Source organism: Gordonia sp. QH-12 (assembly GCF_001578675.1).
Lineage (GTDB): Bacteria > Actinomycetota > Actinomycetes > Mycobacteriales > Mycobacteriaceae > Gordonia > Gordonia sihwensis.
The window spans coordinates 64,325-78,298 of record NZ_KQ969295.1; the positions used below are offsets into that span (position 1 = coordinate 64,325).

Annotated in this window: 15 protein-coding genes; 4 read left to right on the forward strand and 11 right to left on the reverse strand. The window is 68.8% G+C overall.

Annotated features, from left to right (window positions below; all coding sequences use genetic code 11):
• Complete coding sequence (locus Y710_RS13225) at window positions 1-600, forward strand: TIGR03086 family metal-binding protein (RefSeq protein WP_062367646.1); 600 nt, start codon at window positions 1-3, stop codon at window positions 598-600.
• 18 nt (window positions 601-618) lie between these two features.
• On the opposite strand, the gene Y710_RS13230 is transcribed toward Y710_RS13225, so the two are convergent.
• The 4 genes from Y710_RS13230 to Y710_RS13245 form a co-directional block, all read right to left on the reverse strand.
• A complete protein-coding gene (locus tag Y710_RS13230) occupies window positions 619-1,185 on the reverse strand; it encodes a maleylpyruvate isomerase family mycothiol-dependent enzyme (RefSeq protein ID WP_006894684.1) in 567 nt (188 codons plus the stop codon).
• A complete protein-coding gene (locus Y710_RS13235; protein ID WP_045539336.1) occupies window positions 1,182-1,676 on the reverse strand; it encodes an SRPBCC family protein in 495 nt (164 codons plus the stop codon). Before Y710_RS13235 ends, Y710_RS13230 begins: the two co-directional genes overlap by 4 nt.
• The gene (locus Y710_RS13240; protein WP_045539337.1) at window positions 1,673-2,035 is read right to left on the reverse strand and encodes an ArsR/SmtB family transcription factor; all 363 of its coding nucleotides are present in this window, start codon (window positions 2,033-2,035) and stop codon (window positions 1,673-1,675) included. Before Y710_RS13240 ends, Y710_RS13235 begins: the two co-directional genes overlap by 4 nt.
• Window positions 2,036-2,183: 148 nt before the next feature.
• On the reverse strand, window positions 2,184-2,579 hold the full coding sequence (locus Y710_RS13245; protein WP_062367647.1) for a YchJ family protein: 396 nt from the start codon (window positions 2,577-2,579) through the stop codon (window positions 2,184-2,186).
• A gap of 96 nt (window positions 2,580-2,675) precedes the next feature.
• Here Y710_RS13245 and Y710_RS13250 point away from each other — a divergent pair, with 96 nt between their 5' ends.
• Genes Y710_RS13250 through Y710_RS13260 form a run of 3 tightly spaced genes read left to right on the forward strand, consistent with a single transcriptional unit; the run spans window position 2,676 to window position 4,686 of the window.
• Window positions 2,676-3,065 (forward strand): GntR family transcriptional regulator, encoded by a 390-nt coding sequence (locus tag Y710_RS13250; RefSeq protein WP_045539340.1) that lies wholly within the window; start codon window positions 2,676-2,678, stop codon window positions 3,063-3,065.
• Window positions 3,062-3,988 carry an ABC transporter ATP-binding protein gene (locus Y710_RS13255; RefSeq protein ID WP_045539342.1) on the forward strand — a complete coding sequence of 309 codons (927 nt, stop codon included), beginning with the start codon at window positions 3,062-3,064 and terminating at the stop codon, window positions 3,986-3,988. Before Y710_RS13250 ends, Y710_RS13255 begins: the two co-directional genes overlap by 4 nt.
• On the forward strand, window positions 3,985-4,686 hold the full coding sequence (locus Y710_RS13260) for a hypothetical protein (protein ID WP_006894677.1): 702 nt from the start codon (window positions 3,985-3,987) through the stop codon (window positions 4,684-4,686). Before Y710_RS13255 ends, Y710_RS13260 begins: the two co-directional genes overlap by 4 nt.
• Window positions 4,687-4,715: 29 nt before the next feature.
• Here the strand turns inward: Y710_RS13260 and Y710_RS13265 are convergent, their stop codons facing one another.
• The 7 genes from Y710_RS13265 to Y710_RS13295 all read right to left on the reverse strand — a co-directional run bounded on the left by Y710_RS13265 (window position 4,716) and on the right by Y710_RS13295 (window position 13,933).
• Window positions 4,716-5,471, reverse strand: a complete 756-nt coding sequence (locus tag Y710_RS13265) for a sulfite exporter TauE/SafE family protein (protein ID WP_062367648.1) — start codon at window positions 5,469-5,471, stop codon at window positions 4,716-4,718.
• Between the two features lie 45 nt (window positions 5,472-5,516).
• Window positions 5,517-7,118 (reverse strand): bifunctional phosphoribosylaminoimidazolecarboxamide formyltransferase/IMP cyclohydrolase, encoded by a 1,602-nt coding sequence (gene purH / locus Y710_RS13270; protein ID WP_045539346.1) that lies wholly within the window; start codon window positions 7,116-7,118, stop codon window positions 5,517-5,519.
• Window positions 7,115-7,696: a phosphoribosylglycinamide formyltransferase gene (gene purN / locus Y710_RS13275; RefSeq protein WP_045539350.1), complete on the reverse strand. Its 582-nt coding sequence runs from the start codon at window positions 7,694-7,696 to the stop codon at window positions 7,115-7,117. Before purN ends, purH begins: the two co-directional genes overlap by 4 nt.
• Before the next feature lie 49 nt (window positions 7,697-7,745).
• On the reverse strand, window positions 7,746-9,173 hold the full coding sequence (locus tag Y710_RS13280; protein WP_062367649.1) for a cell division protein PerM: 1,428 nt from the start codon (window positions 9,171-9,173) through the stop codon (window positions 7,746-7,748).
• A gap of 134 nt (window positions 9,174-9,307) precedes the next feature.
• Window positions 9,308-10,216 carry a DUF5336 domain-containing protein gene (locus Y710_RS13285; protein WP_062367650.1) on the reverse strand — a complete coding sequence of 303 codons (909 nt, stop codon included), beginning with the start codon at window positions 10,214-10,216 and terminating at the stop codon, window positions 9,308-9,310.
• A 109-nt stretch (window positions 10,217-10,325) separates the two neighbouring features.
• Window positions 10,326-12,284 (reverse strand): acetoacetate--CoA ligase, encoded by a 1,959-nt coding sequence (locus Y710_RS13290; protein ID WP_082781316.1) that lies wholly within the window; start codon window positions 12,282-12,284, stop codon window positions 10,326-10,328.
• Window positions 12,281-13,933, reverse strand: a complete 1,653-nt coding sequence (locus tag Y710_RS13295) for an AMP-binding protein (protein ID WP_045539572.1) — start codon at window positions 13,931-13,933, stop codon at window positions 12,281-12,283. The genes Y710_RS13290 and Y710_RS13295 overlap by 4 nt, the downstream gene beginning before the upstream one ends.
• Window positions 13,934-13,974 lie beyond the last annotated feature (41 nt).

Genomic DNA, 13,974 nt, shown 5'->3' on the forward strand with positions numbered 1-13,974 from the left:
ATGTCCTCGAACACCGCTCCCTGGGATTCCCTCGACACCTACGACAACGGGCTGACCTTCTTCACCGGCGTGGTGGAGACCGTGCCCGCCGACCGCTGGACCGCTCCGTCTCCCTGCGACGGATGGACGGCACTGGACGTCCTCGGGCACGTGGGCGAGGCGGCACTGGTCGGCGCGCGCATACTCCGCGGAGGCGAGCGCGAGTTCAACAGACACGATCCGCCCTCGTCGGCGGTCGAGGGCGACCCGGCGGTGTGGTGGGCGGCCGCAGCGGCACAGGCCCGTCAGGCCCTGGCCGAGGTGACCGATCTGGACCGCGAGGTCGACAGCCCCGTCGGACGCCGGACGGTGAGGGAGGGTCTGTCCTTCCCCGCGGTGGACTTGTACCTGCACGGTTGGGACCTCGCCGCGGCCACCGGCTCGCGCGTGCGGTTCCCGGCCGCAGCCGTCCAGTTCATCCGCGACGTCTTCGCCCACGTCCCCGACGAGGTGACCCGCAGGCCCGGCGTTTTCGGCGCCCCCGTCGAGGTCGGCGCGGATCGCGACGAGACGGACCACATCCTCGGATTCGCCGGCCGGGACCCGGCCTGGTCCGCCTGAGGGCCCTGCTCCGGACGGCTATCGGGCGTCGGCGAAGTGCGGGTCGCGGCCGATGAACGCCGCCAGGCGCATCACTGGGTCGGCGCCGGCCGGTGCGGTCTTCGCGGGACCGTACTGACCGGACGAGCGCAGCACCTCTTCCATCCCCCGCAGTCCGTCCAGCAACTGCGCCGCGAACTCCGCGTCCAGGTCCGGGCGACGGCCGCTCGCCTGCGCGAGATCCCAGGTGTGCATGAACACGTCGGCTGTGTAGAAGCGGTCGACGGCATCAGCCAGCGGCATCGTGCCCACCCTCGGGTGCGAGAACTCGACGTCGTCGCGCATGAACAGCTCCTGGACACGCGCCGAGTGCGCCGACCAGACGGCGGCCGGATCGTCGGCCGACGGCGCCGCGTCGAACCGAACGCCGCCGTCGGCGAGAAACGCCGGAAACCACCCGGTGAGGTGGGCGACGACGTCCCGTGCCCGCCAGCCGTCGACGGGCGACGGCGCGTCCCAGTCGGCCGTGGCGGCCGCCTGCGAACCGAAGTCGGAGGCGACCACGCGGTGACGATCGGACGCCGTGAGACCGCTCAGTCGGCTCACGCCCGGACCTCGCCGTCGGCGAGCAATCGGTCGAGCTTCGCATAGCCCTCCCGCACGCCGACCTCCATACCCGACCGCAGCCAGGCGTCACGGACCTCGATGGAGTCGCAGAGCGACTGCGCCTCCAATCGGGTGCGCCCGTCGCCCAGATCGATGAAGCGGAGGGTCTCCAACGACACCTCGTCGGGCATGCCCTCGAAGGTGAAAGTCTGAACGATGCGATCGTCGCCGACGGTGTGGAAGCAGCCCCGGAACCCGAACTCCTGCCCCTCGTGTTCGGAGACGTACCGCCATTCGCCGCCGCTGCGGGCATCCCAGATCACGACGCGCGAGGTGATGGCGTCGGGTCCCACCCACCGCATGAAAAGTTCCGGGTCGAGGTGCGCTTTGGCGAGTTGGGCCGGTGTGGCCCGGAAGTCGCGGGTGATCCGGATGATCGGCAGCGCCGGGTCGGCGTCGATCGCGGCTTCGGGATAGGTCTCGGTGTTCATGATGCGGCCCCTTCGGTGTCGGTGGAGTGCGCGGCATCGGCGCCCGTCATCTCTGCGAGGACTGCGTCGAGCCGCTGGTACCGCGCTTCCGCTCGGCGGCGATACCGTTCGATCCATTTGGCCATCAGGTCGAAGACCTCGGTCTCCAGGTGCACCGGACGTCGTTGCCCGTCCCGTGAGCGCGTCACCAGGCCGGCCTCTTCGAGCACCTTCAGATGCTTGGAGATCGCCTGCACGCTGACGTCGTAGGGTTCGGCGAGCTGCCCCACGGTCGCGTCCGCGGCCGTGAGACGCGCGACCATGTCTCGACGCGTCGGATCCGCCAGTGCCGCGAATATGAGAGACAACTCGTCGGCCATCGCCGTCGACCTCCTTATTCAACCAAATGGTTGTCTACGAGTAGACGCCGCGTGAGGTGCGTTGTCAACCCCTTGGTTGAGTATCGACGACTGCCGCCTGTCGCAGGAGAACGCCGCGGCAGCCCGTTCACAGCGCGTGGCGGCCGCTTCACACCGCGTGCACGCCGTCCACGTAGAGCCAGACACGGCCGACTCGGACGAATCTACTGCGCTCGTGCAGTTCACCGCGGCCTCCGGAGTCGCGGAAGACGGCAGTGAAGGCGACGACGCCCGTCTGATGAAAGGGCGACCCGTCCACGACCTCGTCGATATGGAGATGCAGCCAGCGCGTGCCGGATTCGGGCGCACACTCGTCCGGCCTGGTGTCCGGATGCCAGGTCGCGAGCAGGTGCTCCTCGTCACCGAGTGCGAACGCCGTGAACCTGCTGCGCATCAACGCTTCGGCCGTCGGCGCCGGCCTCCCCACACCGAGGCCCGTGAGGTAGCGCCCGCAACACTCCGACAGCACCTCTCCCGAACCGCACGGGCATCGCCGATCGCTCATTCGGCCAACCTATCGCACCGCACCCCTTGACAACCTCCGACGACTGGTTGCATGGTTAGTTAGTCGAGTAATTAACCAAGAAACCGAGGCGGTCCAATGATTGACGACGGGAGGGCCATCTTCCAGCAGGTCGCCGACCACGTTGCCGATTCGATCATCGACGGCACCCTGCCCGAGGAGACTCGCGCGCCCTCCACCAACGAACTCGCCGCCTTCTACCGCATCAATCCCGCGACCGCAGCGAAGGGCATCAACCTGCTCGTCGACCAAGGCGTCCTCTACAAGAAGCGCGGCGTGGGAATGTTCGTCGCCGCCGGGGCCCGCGCCGCGTTGAGCGTGCGTCGCCGGGAGGCCTTCGCCGACCGGTTCGTGACTCCGCTGCTGGTGGAGTCACGCCGGCTGAACCTGACCGCCGACGACGTCGTCGCCCTCATTCACGAACGTTCCACCACCATCGATCAGCCGTCGGAAGGAGTCCGGCCATGACCAGCCAGACCAGCGCACCCGCCATCAGCGCGCGAGGCCTCACCAAGCGATACGGATCGACGAACGCCCTCGACGACGTGAGCTTCGACCTTCCGGCGAACACCGTCTGCGGGCTGTTCGGCCGCAACGGCGCGGGCAAGACCACGCTGATGTCGATCCTCACCGCTCAGAACTTCGCGACGTCCGGTGAGCCCCGGATCTTCGGCGAAGACCCGTACGAGAACACGCACGTCCTGCCGCGCATCTGCTTCGTACGCGAGAGCCAGCGCTACCCCGAGGACTCCACTCCGGCCCAGGCTTTCCAGATGGCACGGTTGTTCTTCCCGAACTGGGACCAAGAACTCGCCGACCGCCTCGTGGAGGAGTTCCGGCTTCCCGACTGCCGGCGCATCAAGAAGCTCTCCCGGGGTCAGCTGTCCGCGGTCGGAGTCATCATCGGCCTCGCCTCCCGCGCCGACGTGACCTTCTTCGACGAGCCCTACCTCGGTCTCGACGCCGTCGCCCGACAACTGTTCTACGACCGTCTCCTCGAGGACTACAGCGACTTCCCCCGCACCATTCTGCTGTCGAGCCATCTCATCGACGAGGTCTCGAACCTCGTCGAGCAGGTGCTCGTGGTCGACGAGGGCAGGCTCGTCCTGAACGAGTCGGCCGACGACCTCCGCGGCATGGCGTTCACCGTGGTCGGCGCCGAATCCGCCGTCGACGCCTTCATCGGCGACCGCGAAGAACTGCACCGCGACCGACTCGGCTCCGTCGCCTCGGTGACCGTCCTGGGACGACTCGAGGACACCGACCTGGCCGAACTGTCCGCCCGCGGCATCGCCACCGCTCCGGTCTCGATGCAGGAACTGATCGTCCGTCTCACCACTCGCGCCGACCGGCGTGAGCCAACCTCTCGTCCGATGGGAGCCTCGCGATGAACCGCACAGCGAACGTCGTCCGCATGCAACTGATCAACAAGAAGATCTTCGTCTGGCTGCCGCTGACGATCTTCGGCGCCGCGTTCGCGATCTCGCTGATCATCTACGGGGCGATCTACGCCTCGGTCAGCGACCTCACCGACCCGATCTACGGCGGCGCATCACAGGCACCCCTCTGGTACTTCGCCGTGATCGGCATCCAGGCGATGTCGCTGACCTTCCCGTTCTCCCAGGCCATGAGCGTCACTCGTCGCGAGTTCTATCTCGGGACCACCCTCACCGCCCTCCTCGCGTCCATCGGCCTCGCCGTGCTGTACGTGATCGGCGGCCTGATCGAGAAGGCCACCGACGGTTGGGGGATCGACGGCTACTTCTTCGCGGTGCCGTGGATCTGGAACCAGGGACCCGCGGCCGCCGGCCTGCTGTACTTCATGGCGCCGATGCTCACGTTCACCATCGGCTTCTTCGCCGCCACCGTGTACAAGCGGTTCGGCATGCTGACACTGGTCCTCATCGGCATCGGTCTGGCCGCGGCGATCGCCCTCGCGATCTTGGGCATCAGTCTCGGCGGCGGCTGGCCGGCCGTCGGACGCTGGTTCACCGGTCTCACGCCGGTCGCGGTAGGCGGTTACGGGCTCGTCCTGGTGGCGGCGCTGTCGGGCGTCTCGTACGCGACTCTGCGGCGAGCGATTCCGTAGGACGCGTACGGCTCAGGTACGCGTACGGCTCAGCCGGCCGGACGGAGGCCGAGCCATACCGCGAGTCCGAGACCGCACAGACCGATCGCGATCCGCAGGGGCCGGGCAGGCAGCCGAGCGACCAGCGACGGCCCCATCCAGCCGCCGAGCAGACAGCCGATGCCCATCGCCACCGCCGCCGGCCAGTGCACCGGACCGAAGACGATGAAGGCGACGGCCGCGACCGCATTGGCGACGCCCAGAAGCGCCGATTTCAGCAGCATGGAGTGCCACAGCGGCAGACTCGTCAGGAGCAGCGCGAGCGCGAGAAAGATCACGCCGGCTCCCGCACCGAAATAGCCGCCGTAGATCGACACCACGAACACCGCGACCGGCCAGGCCACCGGACGGTCGGAGCCGTGCTCGATCCACCGTCGAAGACCGGGCTGCGCCAGCAGCGCGACCGACGCCAGCGCCACCAGGTACGGAACGACGTATCCGAACGCCGCGGCGGGCGCCAGCAGCAGCAACGCCGCACCCACGATTCCGCCGGCCAGCGCCATCAGCGACGAGCGCAGCAGCGACCGGCCGCCGTCGTCGGCAGTGAGCGCCCGGCCCGACTTCGCGAAGCTCCCCACACCGACGGCGACCAGAGCCACCGTGTTGGTGACATTGGCGGACAGGGGCGTCAAGCCCGCCGCGAGCAGCGCCGGATAGCTCACGATAGAAGCCAGCCCGGTCATGTAGCCGACCACGCCCGCACCGAACCCCGCGGCCACGAGTGGGAGGAGCCCGATCACCGTCATGCGGCGAGAGCGCTGTTCATGCGCGCCTCACGTGCCGTACGGCACTCAGTGTGCGAAGTGACGCGCCCCGGTCAGGTACATCGTGACGCCCGCAGCCTTGGCGGCCTCGATCACCTCGTTGTCGCGGACCGAACCGCCCGGCTGGACCACCGCGCGCACGCCGGCGTCGATCAGCACCTGAAGACCGTCGGGGAACGGGAAGAAGGCGTCGGACGCACCGACCGCGCCCGCCGCGCGCTCGCCCGCCCGGTTCACCGCCAGATGCGCGGAGTCGACGCGGTTGACCTGACCCATCCCGACGCCGACCGACGCACCGTCGGAGGCGAGCAGAATGGCGTTCGACTTGACCGCACGGCAGGCACGCCAGGCGAAGACCAGATCGCGCAGCGTCTGCTCGTCGGCCGCGGTACCCGTGGCGAGCGTCCAGTTGGCCGGATCGTCGCCCTCGGCGTCGATCACGTCGCGCTCCTGCAGAAGCAACCCGCCCGAGACCGGACGCATCTCGATACCGCTCCCGGCCGGAGCCTGCGCGACGAGGATGCGGATGTTCTTCTTCCGCGAGAGGACGTCCACCGCGCCGTCGGCGTAGCTCGGCGCGATGATGACCTCGGTGAAGATCTCCGCCACCTGCTCGGCCATCTCGACCGACACCTCGCGGTTGGTGGCGATCACGCCCCCGTACGCGCTGACCGGATCGCAGGCGTGCGCCTTGCGGTGCGCTTCGGCGATGTCGGCCCCCACCGCGATGCCGCAGGGGTTCGCGTGTTTGATGATCGCGACCGCCGGTCCGGCGTGGTCGTAGGCGGCACGCCAGGCGGCGTCGCCGTCGGTGTAATTGTTGAACGACATCTCCTTGCCGTGCAGCTGCTCGGCCTGAGCCAGCCCCGGTGCTGCGTCGGTGTCGACGTAGAGCGCGGCCGCCTGATGCGGGTTCTCCCCGTAGCGCAGGGTGGCCGACCGCTTCCAGGTGGCGCCGGCCCACACGGGGAACTGCGCGCCGGTGGTCGCACCCGGTTCGCCTGCGGTCTCCTCCGACGGCGCGACCACCGAGGTCATCCACGAGGCGACGGCGACGTCGTAATCGGCTGTATGACGGAAGGCCTTGGCCGCCAGCTGCTTCCGCTGTGCCAGGGTGAACCCGCCACCGGCGACGGCGGCGGCTGCGTCCGGGTAGTCGGCGGGATCCACCACCACGCCCACCGACGGGTGGTTCTTGGCGGCGGCACGGACCATCGAAGGACCGCCGATGTCGATCTGCTCGACGCACTCGTCGGGGGCGGCACCGGAGGCGACGGTCTCGGTGAACGGGTACAGGTTCACGACCACCAACTCGAAGGGCGCCACGCCCAGCTCGTCGAGCTGCGCCAGATGATCGTCCTTGCGAGTGTCGGCCAGGATGCCCGCGTGCACCCGCGGATGCAGGGTCTTGACCCGCCCCTCGAGGCACTCCGGGAAGCCGGTCAGTTCGCTGACCTCGACCACCGGAACGCCCGCACCGGCGATGGTCTTGGCGGTGGAGCCGGTCGAGACGATCTCGACGCCCGCGCAGTGGAGGGCGGTCGCCAGTTCGGTGAGCCCGCTCTTGTCGTAGACGCTGATCAGCGCGCGCTTCACCGCGCGAGCTCCGGAGTCTGCAGGTGCATTCACTTGATGTGTGCCTTTCGTCCATCTGTGACAACGCCACGGGTCACGACCGCATGCACCACTTCCGGCAGCAGCACACGTTCGACTTCTTTGATGCGTTCGTGAAGGGTCTCTTCGGAATCGTCGGGCAGCACCTCCACGATGCGCTGCGCGAGGATCGGTCCGGTGTCGACGCCGTCGTCGACGAGGTGCACCGTGGTGCCGGTGACCTTGACGCCGTACGCGAGGGCGTCGGCGACCCCGTGCGCGCCGGGGAACGCGGGCAGCAGCGCGGGATGCGAGTTGAGGATCCGGCCGCCGAAACGGTCGAGGAATGCGGGGCCGAGGATCTTCATGAAGCCTGCGGTGACCACCCACTCCGGGGCCAACTCCGCGACCGAGGCGGTGAGCGCCGCGTCCCACGCCTCACGGTCGGGGTACTCCCGCAACTCGCAGAGGATCACGGGCAGGTCGGCGTCGACGGCGCGGTCGGCGGCCCCGCAGTCGCGGTCGACCACTACGCCGACGACGCGGAAGGGTGCGTCCTCGGTTGCTGCGAGGTCGAGGACTGCGGCCATCAACGATCCGGTGCCGGATGCCATGACGACCACGGGCACACGGGCGTCCTGGGCTGATGTCACGACCTACAGCTTAGTTGTCCAGCTCCCGCACTGAACCGGGAGGTCGGTCGCCCGCCGGGGGTCCGTGGTCTGCGCCACTCGCGACCGCCGGATCGACGTCGTCGAGCGCCTCGGTCCCGTCCTCGTCACCCGAGTCCGGATCTTGGTCCGAATCCGCGTCCGCTCCCGGGTTCGAGTCCGCATCCGCGTCCACCGGTTCCGGCTCGTCGAGCAGTTCGTCAAGATCCAGGTCGGGAGCCCCGGACGCCCGCCGACCGCCGAACCCGCGGTTGAGCCAGAGGATCCCGGCGGTCGCCGTCGCCGTCACCCCGAGCGCGGTCAGCGTGAAGACCCCGGCCAGCGGAACACTGACGCCGGCCTCCCCCATCTCGCCGAGCGTGCCGCCCGAGAACGCCACAGCCACCACCATCAGCAGTGAGGCCACCGCCGCCCCCACGCCGATCGCCCGCAGATGGGCGACGAGGTCGTCACTGCGGGTGTGCCAGCCGATCAGCACACCGGCCAGTGCGGGCACGGCGTAGAGCAACGCCCCCCAGGCGCCGAGATCGGAGCCGGGGACCACCGCCGCGATCGGCACCGGCGGCAGCGTCCCCGGATGCGTGCTCAGCGCATCGATCGTCGTGCCGCCCAGCGTCGCGCTCGCGCCCGCGGTGACGGCCGCGGCGTTCACCACGAAGTTCGGCAGGTAGAGGATCGACAACACCGACAGCCCGAGGTAGCCGTCGAAGGTGTTGCCTCGCGAGAGGAGATCGGAGACCGCGCCGAGATGCGCGAGGAAGCCCGCGAACACGGCAACCCCGCCCCCGGCGATCAAGGCGAAGAAGGCGGCGACCCCGGCTTCGGCGCCGATCCGGTCGGACGCCGCGACGGCGAACTCATCGAGGAACGGCCCGATCACGCGAGGGACCACGCCTGCCAGCGCCGCCACACCGTGGACCACGATCGTCATGCCGAACGCGGCGAGCGGACTCGGACTGCCCACCGGACCGGACGAACTGCCGTCGGCGACCACCGCGAGAGCGAGCGCGGTCGCGACCAGTGGCCCGACCACAGCCGTTCCAGCGATGCGCAGGAGCTCGTTGAACGAGGTCGCGTCGACCGTCGCCCGACGGACCACCCGGTACGTTCCGTATCCGATCAGGAGTGTCGGAACCAGCGGAAGCACCCCGATGGTGACGCCGCCGACGGTCAGCGCCGTCTGATTGGCCGCGAGCCATCCGGCCGCGGTCGCGGACCCGAAGCTGGAGAACCCCGCGCCCGCCGCGACCTTGGTGATCAGCACGGTCACCGCCGACACCAGCCAGGCGACGGTCGGAACGGTGAGCCCGACCTTGATCACGTCCCAGGTGGCGGGCAGTTTCGGCTCCTGGTCGGCACGGCGGGCCAGACGGACCTGCCGAAGACGGGCCGCCAGATTCGAAGTTGAAGGCGCGGACATCGCTTACCAGGGTGTCACGGTCCGGCAGTCGAGCCCCGCCGACGCGCCGCACTCCCCTGCCCCGAACGAAAAACTGTCGAGTTCGTACCCCGTACGGGTACGAACTCGACAGTTTCTTGACTGAGCGAGCAGTGCTACTGCTTGTCGGCATCCTCCGGCTTCACGAAGGCGGTGGTCGCCCCGGCGTCCGAGGCCGGCGGGGTGTCGGACTGACCGTACGACGGTGTCGCCGACGGCTGGCCGTAACTCGAACCGGGCTGGTAGGAGGCCTGCGCCTGCTGACCGTATCCGGCCGCCGGCTGCTGGGCCGCCTGCTGCTGGGCCTGCTGACCGTAGCCGTGGCCGTACGACGACGCCGCGGGATCCGCCGCCGGCGCCGCGTGGGCGGCGGCGGGAGCCGCGACCGCGGCCGACGCGTCGGCTGCGGCCGTCTTGATCTGACCCGCCTCGATGAGCAGCCACACCACCGCGGCCAGGAAGGCCAGGATGGAGGTGATCAGCAGGATGATCGCGCCGGCTCCCTTGCCCGCGTCAGCGGTCGCGAACTGGAACACCGTGATGAGGGCACCGACGGTCGACAGCGCGAACACCACGCCTGCGACCCACTTCTCAGTACCGAGCAGGAAGGTCACGAGAGCCAGCACACCCGCGACGGCGATCAGACCGTACGGGGTCGCGAACTCGGTCTCGAACAGCTTCGCGCTGTACTGGGCACCGTACGGACCGGTCTCCTTGAAACCCGCCACGAAGCCGCAGAACAGCGTGATGACGCCGAGCGCGCCGATGACGGCGGCGAGGATGGTCGTCGTGTTGGCGGGAAGGCCCTGACTCGCGGGCTGCTGCGGCTGCTGGTAGCCGTAGCCCTGCTGGCCGTACTGCTGCTGCGCCGCGTACTGCTGGCCGTAGCCGGCCTGCTGCCCGTACTGCTGCTGGCCGTACTGCTGCTGACCGTAGCCGGACTGCTGGCCGTACTGCTGACCGTAGGCCGACTGGGATCCGGCGTCGCCCTGGCCATAGCCAGACCCCGACTGCGGGTACGTCATCCGATCACTCCTCGTGAGACTAGGGCCACCGTGGGCGATGGCCGGCGAACTTCTGGTCCACGCTAATACACGTCCCTGTCTGTCCGCTGAACGCCGTCCATCGGTCGAATCACCAGCGATGGGCTCTTCCCTGCTCGGCGTACCACTCGATGAGGCCGTAGTCGTCGACCGACTTCGGATCCACGTTGACCTCGCTCCGGCCGGCGAGAATCGCCGTGACCGGCACTTCCAGCTTCTTCCCCGTCCGGGTGTGCGGGATGCCCGGCGCGAGGATCATCTCGTCGGGAACGTGCCGCGGCGACAACCGAGTCTTCACCTCGGCGGCGACACGCGCGGACAGTTCATCGGTGAGTTCGGCACCGGGGACCAGGGTCACGAACAGCGGCATCCAGTATTTGCCGTCCGGTCCGTCGACGCCGAGCACGAAGGCCTCGGCGATCTCCGGCATACCCTCGACCACCTCGTAGATGTCGGCCGAACCCATGCGGATGCCGTGCCGGTTCAGCGTCGCATCGCTGCGGCCGTGGATCACCAGCGATCCGCGCTCGGTGACGGTGACCCAGTCACCGTGCCGCCACACCGGCTTAGCCGGGCCCTCGCCCTCCCATTCGTGAGCGAAGTACGCCTTCCGGTAGCGCTCCCCGTCGGGGTCGTTCCAGAATCTGACCGGCATGGACGGCATCGGCGTGGTGACGACCATCTCGCCCACTTCGCCGATCAGCGGCCGACCGCTCGGCGACCAGCTCTCGAGTCCGACGCCGAGATAGCGTGCCGACAGTTCCCCGGCGACCACCTCCACTCCCGTGGTACCACCCGCGAATGCGCTCACGACGTCGGTGCCACCGCTGATCGAGGACACCGGCAGACCCGCCTTCACGTTCTCGTCGATCCATCCGAACAGATCCGCCGCGAGCGTCGAACCGGTGCTGCCCAGCAGCCGCAGCGCCGAGAGGTCGTGGTCCGCGCCGGGATGGAGTCCGGCCTTGCGCGAGGCCTGCAGCTGTCCCGGGCTGGTGCCGAAGAAGGTGACCCGTTCGTCGGCCACGATCTGCCAGAGGCGGTCCGCGTCCGGGTAGAGCGGCGAACCGCTGTACGTGATGATCCGGGACCCCACCAGCAGCCCGGCGACCTGGTAGTTCCACATCATCCACGACAGGGCCGTCTGCCAGAAGAAGACCGACTCGGTGTCCAGATCCGACTGGATCGCCGCCGCCTTCAGGTGCTCGAGCACCACGCCGCCGTGCCCGTGGACGATGCCTTTGGGGCGGCCCGTGGTGCCCGAGGAGAACAGCACCCACAGCGGATGATCGAACGCGACCTTCACCGGCTCGGGACGGCGACTCTCGTCCGCGATCACCTCCGACCAGCGCACCACTGCGGCGCCGGGGTCGCCGACGTCACCGGCGCCGGGGTCGCCGACCATGATGTGCGTGACCTCGTCGCCGAGCAGTCCGGCGAGCGTGACCGAGTCGGCGCGCTTGTCGACCTCCTTGCCGTTGTATCGGTAGCTCGCGGCGGAGACGAGCACCGTGGGCTCCAACTGCGCGAGCCGGCCGGCCGCACCCTCCGGCGCATAGTCCTGACCGCAGCCCGACCAGATCGCGCCCAGTGACGCGGTGGCGAGGAACGCGATCACGGCCTCCGGGATGTCGGGCAGGTACGCCGCGACGACGTCGCCGCGGCCGACACCCGCCTCGCGGAGCGCGTGCGCGACGGCGCCGACCCGAACCGGGAGTTCGGCCCACGTGACCGACGTGCGGTTGCCGTCCTCGTCCAATCCGACGATCGCCTCGCCGGGCAGATCCGCATGTCTCAGCACCACGTCGACGTAATTCAGTGCCGTACCGGGGAACCACACGGCACCGGGCATGGTGTCGTCGGCAAGCACCGCGTCGTCCCCGTCGCCCAGCGGCGTCTGGGCGATCTCGTCGAGCGCGAAGAAATCCCACACGCACCGCCAGAAGCCCGGCAGATCGGTCACCGACCGTTGCCAGACGTCGTCGTATGAGGTCAGCGGCGCTCCGGCGCGTTCGGAGAACTTCTCGGCGAAACGATCGAAGACGGTCACGACCCCAGCCCCAGGACCTCGATCGCGCGTTCGCGCATCTCCACTTTGCGCACCTTGCCGGTGACGGTCATCGGGAACTCGTCGACGATCTGCACGTACTTGGGAATCTTGTGACGGGAGATGTGACCGGTGGCGAACTCACGGATCGAGTCCGCGGTCAGTTCGTCCGCGCCTTCGCGAACCCGGATCCAGGCCATCAGTTCCTCGCCGTACTTCTCGTCCGGGACACCGATCACCTGGGCGTCGATGATGTCCGGATGCGTGTAGAGGAACTCCTCGATCTCACGCGGGTAGATGTTCTCTCCGCCGCGGATCACCATGTCCTTGATGCGGCCGGTGATTCTGACGTATCCGTTGTCGGCCATGACCCCGAGGTCGCCGGTGGCCATCCAGCCGTCGGCGTCGAGCACCTCGGCGGTCTTCTCCGGATCGTTCCAGTAGCCCTTCATCACCGAGTACCCGCGGGTGCGGAACTCGCCGGTCTCACCGCGCGGCAGGGTCTCGCCGGTCAGCGGGTCGGCGATCTTGATCTCCAAGTGCGGCCCGACACGGCCGACCGTCCCCACGCGAAGGTCGAGGTCGTCGTCCATGCGCGTCTGCGTCGAGACCGGGCTGGTCTCGGTCATGCCGTAGCAGATCGACACCTGCGACATGTTCATCTCGTCGATCACCCGGCGCATCACCTGCTCCGGGCACGGCGAGCCCGCCATGATGCCGGTACGCAGGGAGGACAGGTCGAAGGCGGTGCCCTCGTCGGCGCTCGAGTCCAGGAGAGCCAACTCGGCGATGAACATCGTCGGCACGCCGTAGAGGCTGGTGCACCGATACTTCTCGACCGCCGCGAGTGTGGCTTTCGGATCGAAGGCCGGGGCGGGGATCACCATGGCGCAGCCGAAGGCGATCGCCGCGAGGTTGCCCATCACCATGCCGAAGCAATGGTAGAAGGGCACCGGCAGGCAGATGCGGTCGTGCTGGGTGTACTCCAGCAGCGATCCGACCAGATAACCGTTGTTGCCGATGTTGAGATGAGTGAGCGTGACGCCCTTCGGCGCGCCGGTGGTACCGGACGTGTACTGGATGTTGATCGGATCGTCCGGGTTCAGTCCGGCCGCGATCTCGGCGATCTCGGCCACCTCCGCCGCCGACGGCGGGGTCAGCATCTCGGCGAAGGCATCCGACTCGAACAGCACCACCTCGCGCAGGTCCGGCGTCTGGTCGCGCACGTCCTCGAGCATGACGGCGTACTCCGAGTCGCGGAAGCTCGTGGCCGCCAGCACCAGCGAGGTGCCCGACTGCTTGAGTGCGTACGCGAGCTCGTGGCGCCGGTACGACGGATTGATCACGACCAGGATCGCGCCGATCTCGGCGGCCGCGAACTGAGTCAGCACCCACTCGAACCGGTTCGGGGCCCAGAGCCCCACGCGATCGCCCGGCGCCACCCCGTGCCGGAGAAGTCCGGCCGCCAACGCCACGACGTCGCGGCGGAACTCGGCGTACGTCCAGGTCCGGTCGACGGCGGCGTCGATCAGGGCGTCGGAGTCCGGATAGCTGCCCGCGGTGGCGGCGAGGGTCGCACCGATCGTCTGGGTGAGAAGTGGGGGCTCGGTCTCCCCGATCGCGTACGAGGGGGCGGCGGCTGTGCCGGTCATGGTGTCCTCCGTGAGGGTTGAGGTGTCTCGTGGGGGTCGGG

Coding starts and splice junctions, on each gene's coding strand:
- Y710_RS13250 (WP_045539340.1), top strand. CDS start 2,676: ATGATTGACGACGGGAGGGCCATCTTCCAGCAGGTCGCCGACCACGTT.
- Y710_RS13225 (WP_062367646.1), top strand. CDS start 1: ATGTCCTCGAACACCGCTCCCTGGGATTCCCTCGACACCTACGACAAC.
- Y710_RS13255 (WP_045539342.1), top strand. CDS start 3,062: ATGACCAGCCAGACCAGCGCACCCGCCATCAGCGCGCGAGGCCTCACC.
- Y710_RS13240 (WP_045539337.1), bottom strand. CDS start 2,035: ATGGCCGACGAGTTGTCTCTCATATTCGCGGCACTGGCGGATCCGACG.
- Y710_RS13285 (WP_062367650.1), bottom strand. CDS start 10,216: ATGACGTACCCGCAGTCGGGGTCTGGCTATGGCCAGGGCGACGCCGGA.
- Y710_RS13260 (WP_006894677.1), top strand. CDS start 3,985: ATGAACCGCACAGCGAACGTCGTCCGCATGCAACTGATCAACAAGAAG.
- Y710_RS13235 (WP_045539336.1), bottom strand. CDS start 1,676: ATGAACACCGAGACCTATCCCGAAGCCGCGATCGACGCCGACCCGGCG.
- Y710_RS13265 (WP_062367648.1), bottom strand. CDS start 5,471: ATGACGGTGATCGGGCTCCTCCCACTCGTGGCCGCGGGGTTCGGTGCG.
- Y710_RS13245 (WP_062367647.1), bottom strand. CDS start 2,579: ATGAGCGATCGGCGATGCCCGTGCGGTTCGGGAGAGGTGCTGTCGGAG.
- Y710_RS13295 (WP_045539572.1), bottom strand. CDS start 13,933: ATGACCGGCACAGCCGCCGCCCCCTCGTACGCGATCGGGGAGACCGAG.
- Y710_RS13280 (WP_062367649.1), bottom strand. CDS start 9,173: ATGTCCGCGCCTTCAACTTCGAATCTGGCGGCCCGTCTTCGGCAGGTC.
- purN (WP_045539350.1), bottom strand. CDS start 7,696: ATGGCATCCGGCACCGGATCGTTGATGGCCGCAGTCCTCGACCTCGCA.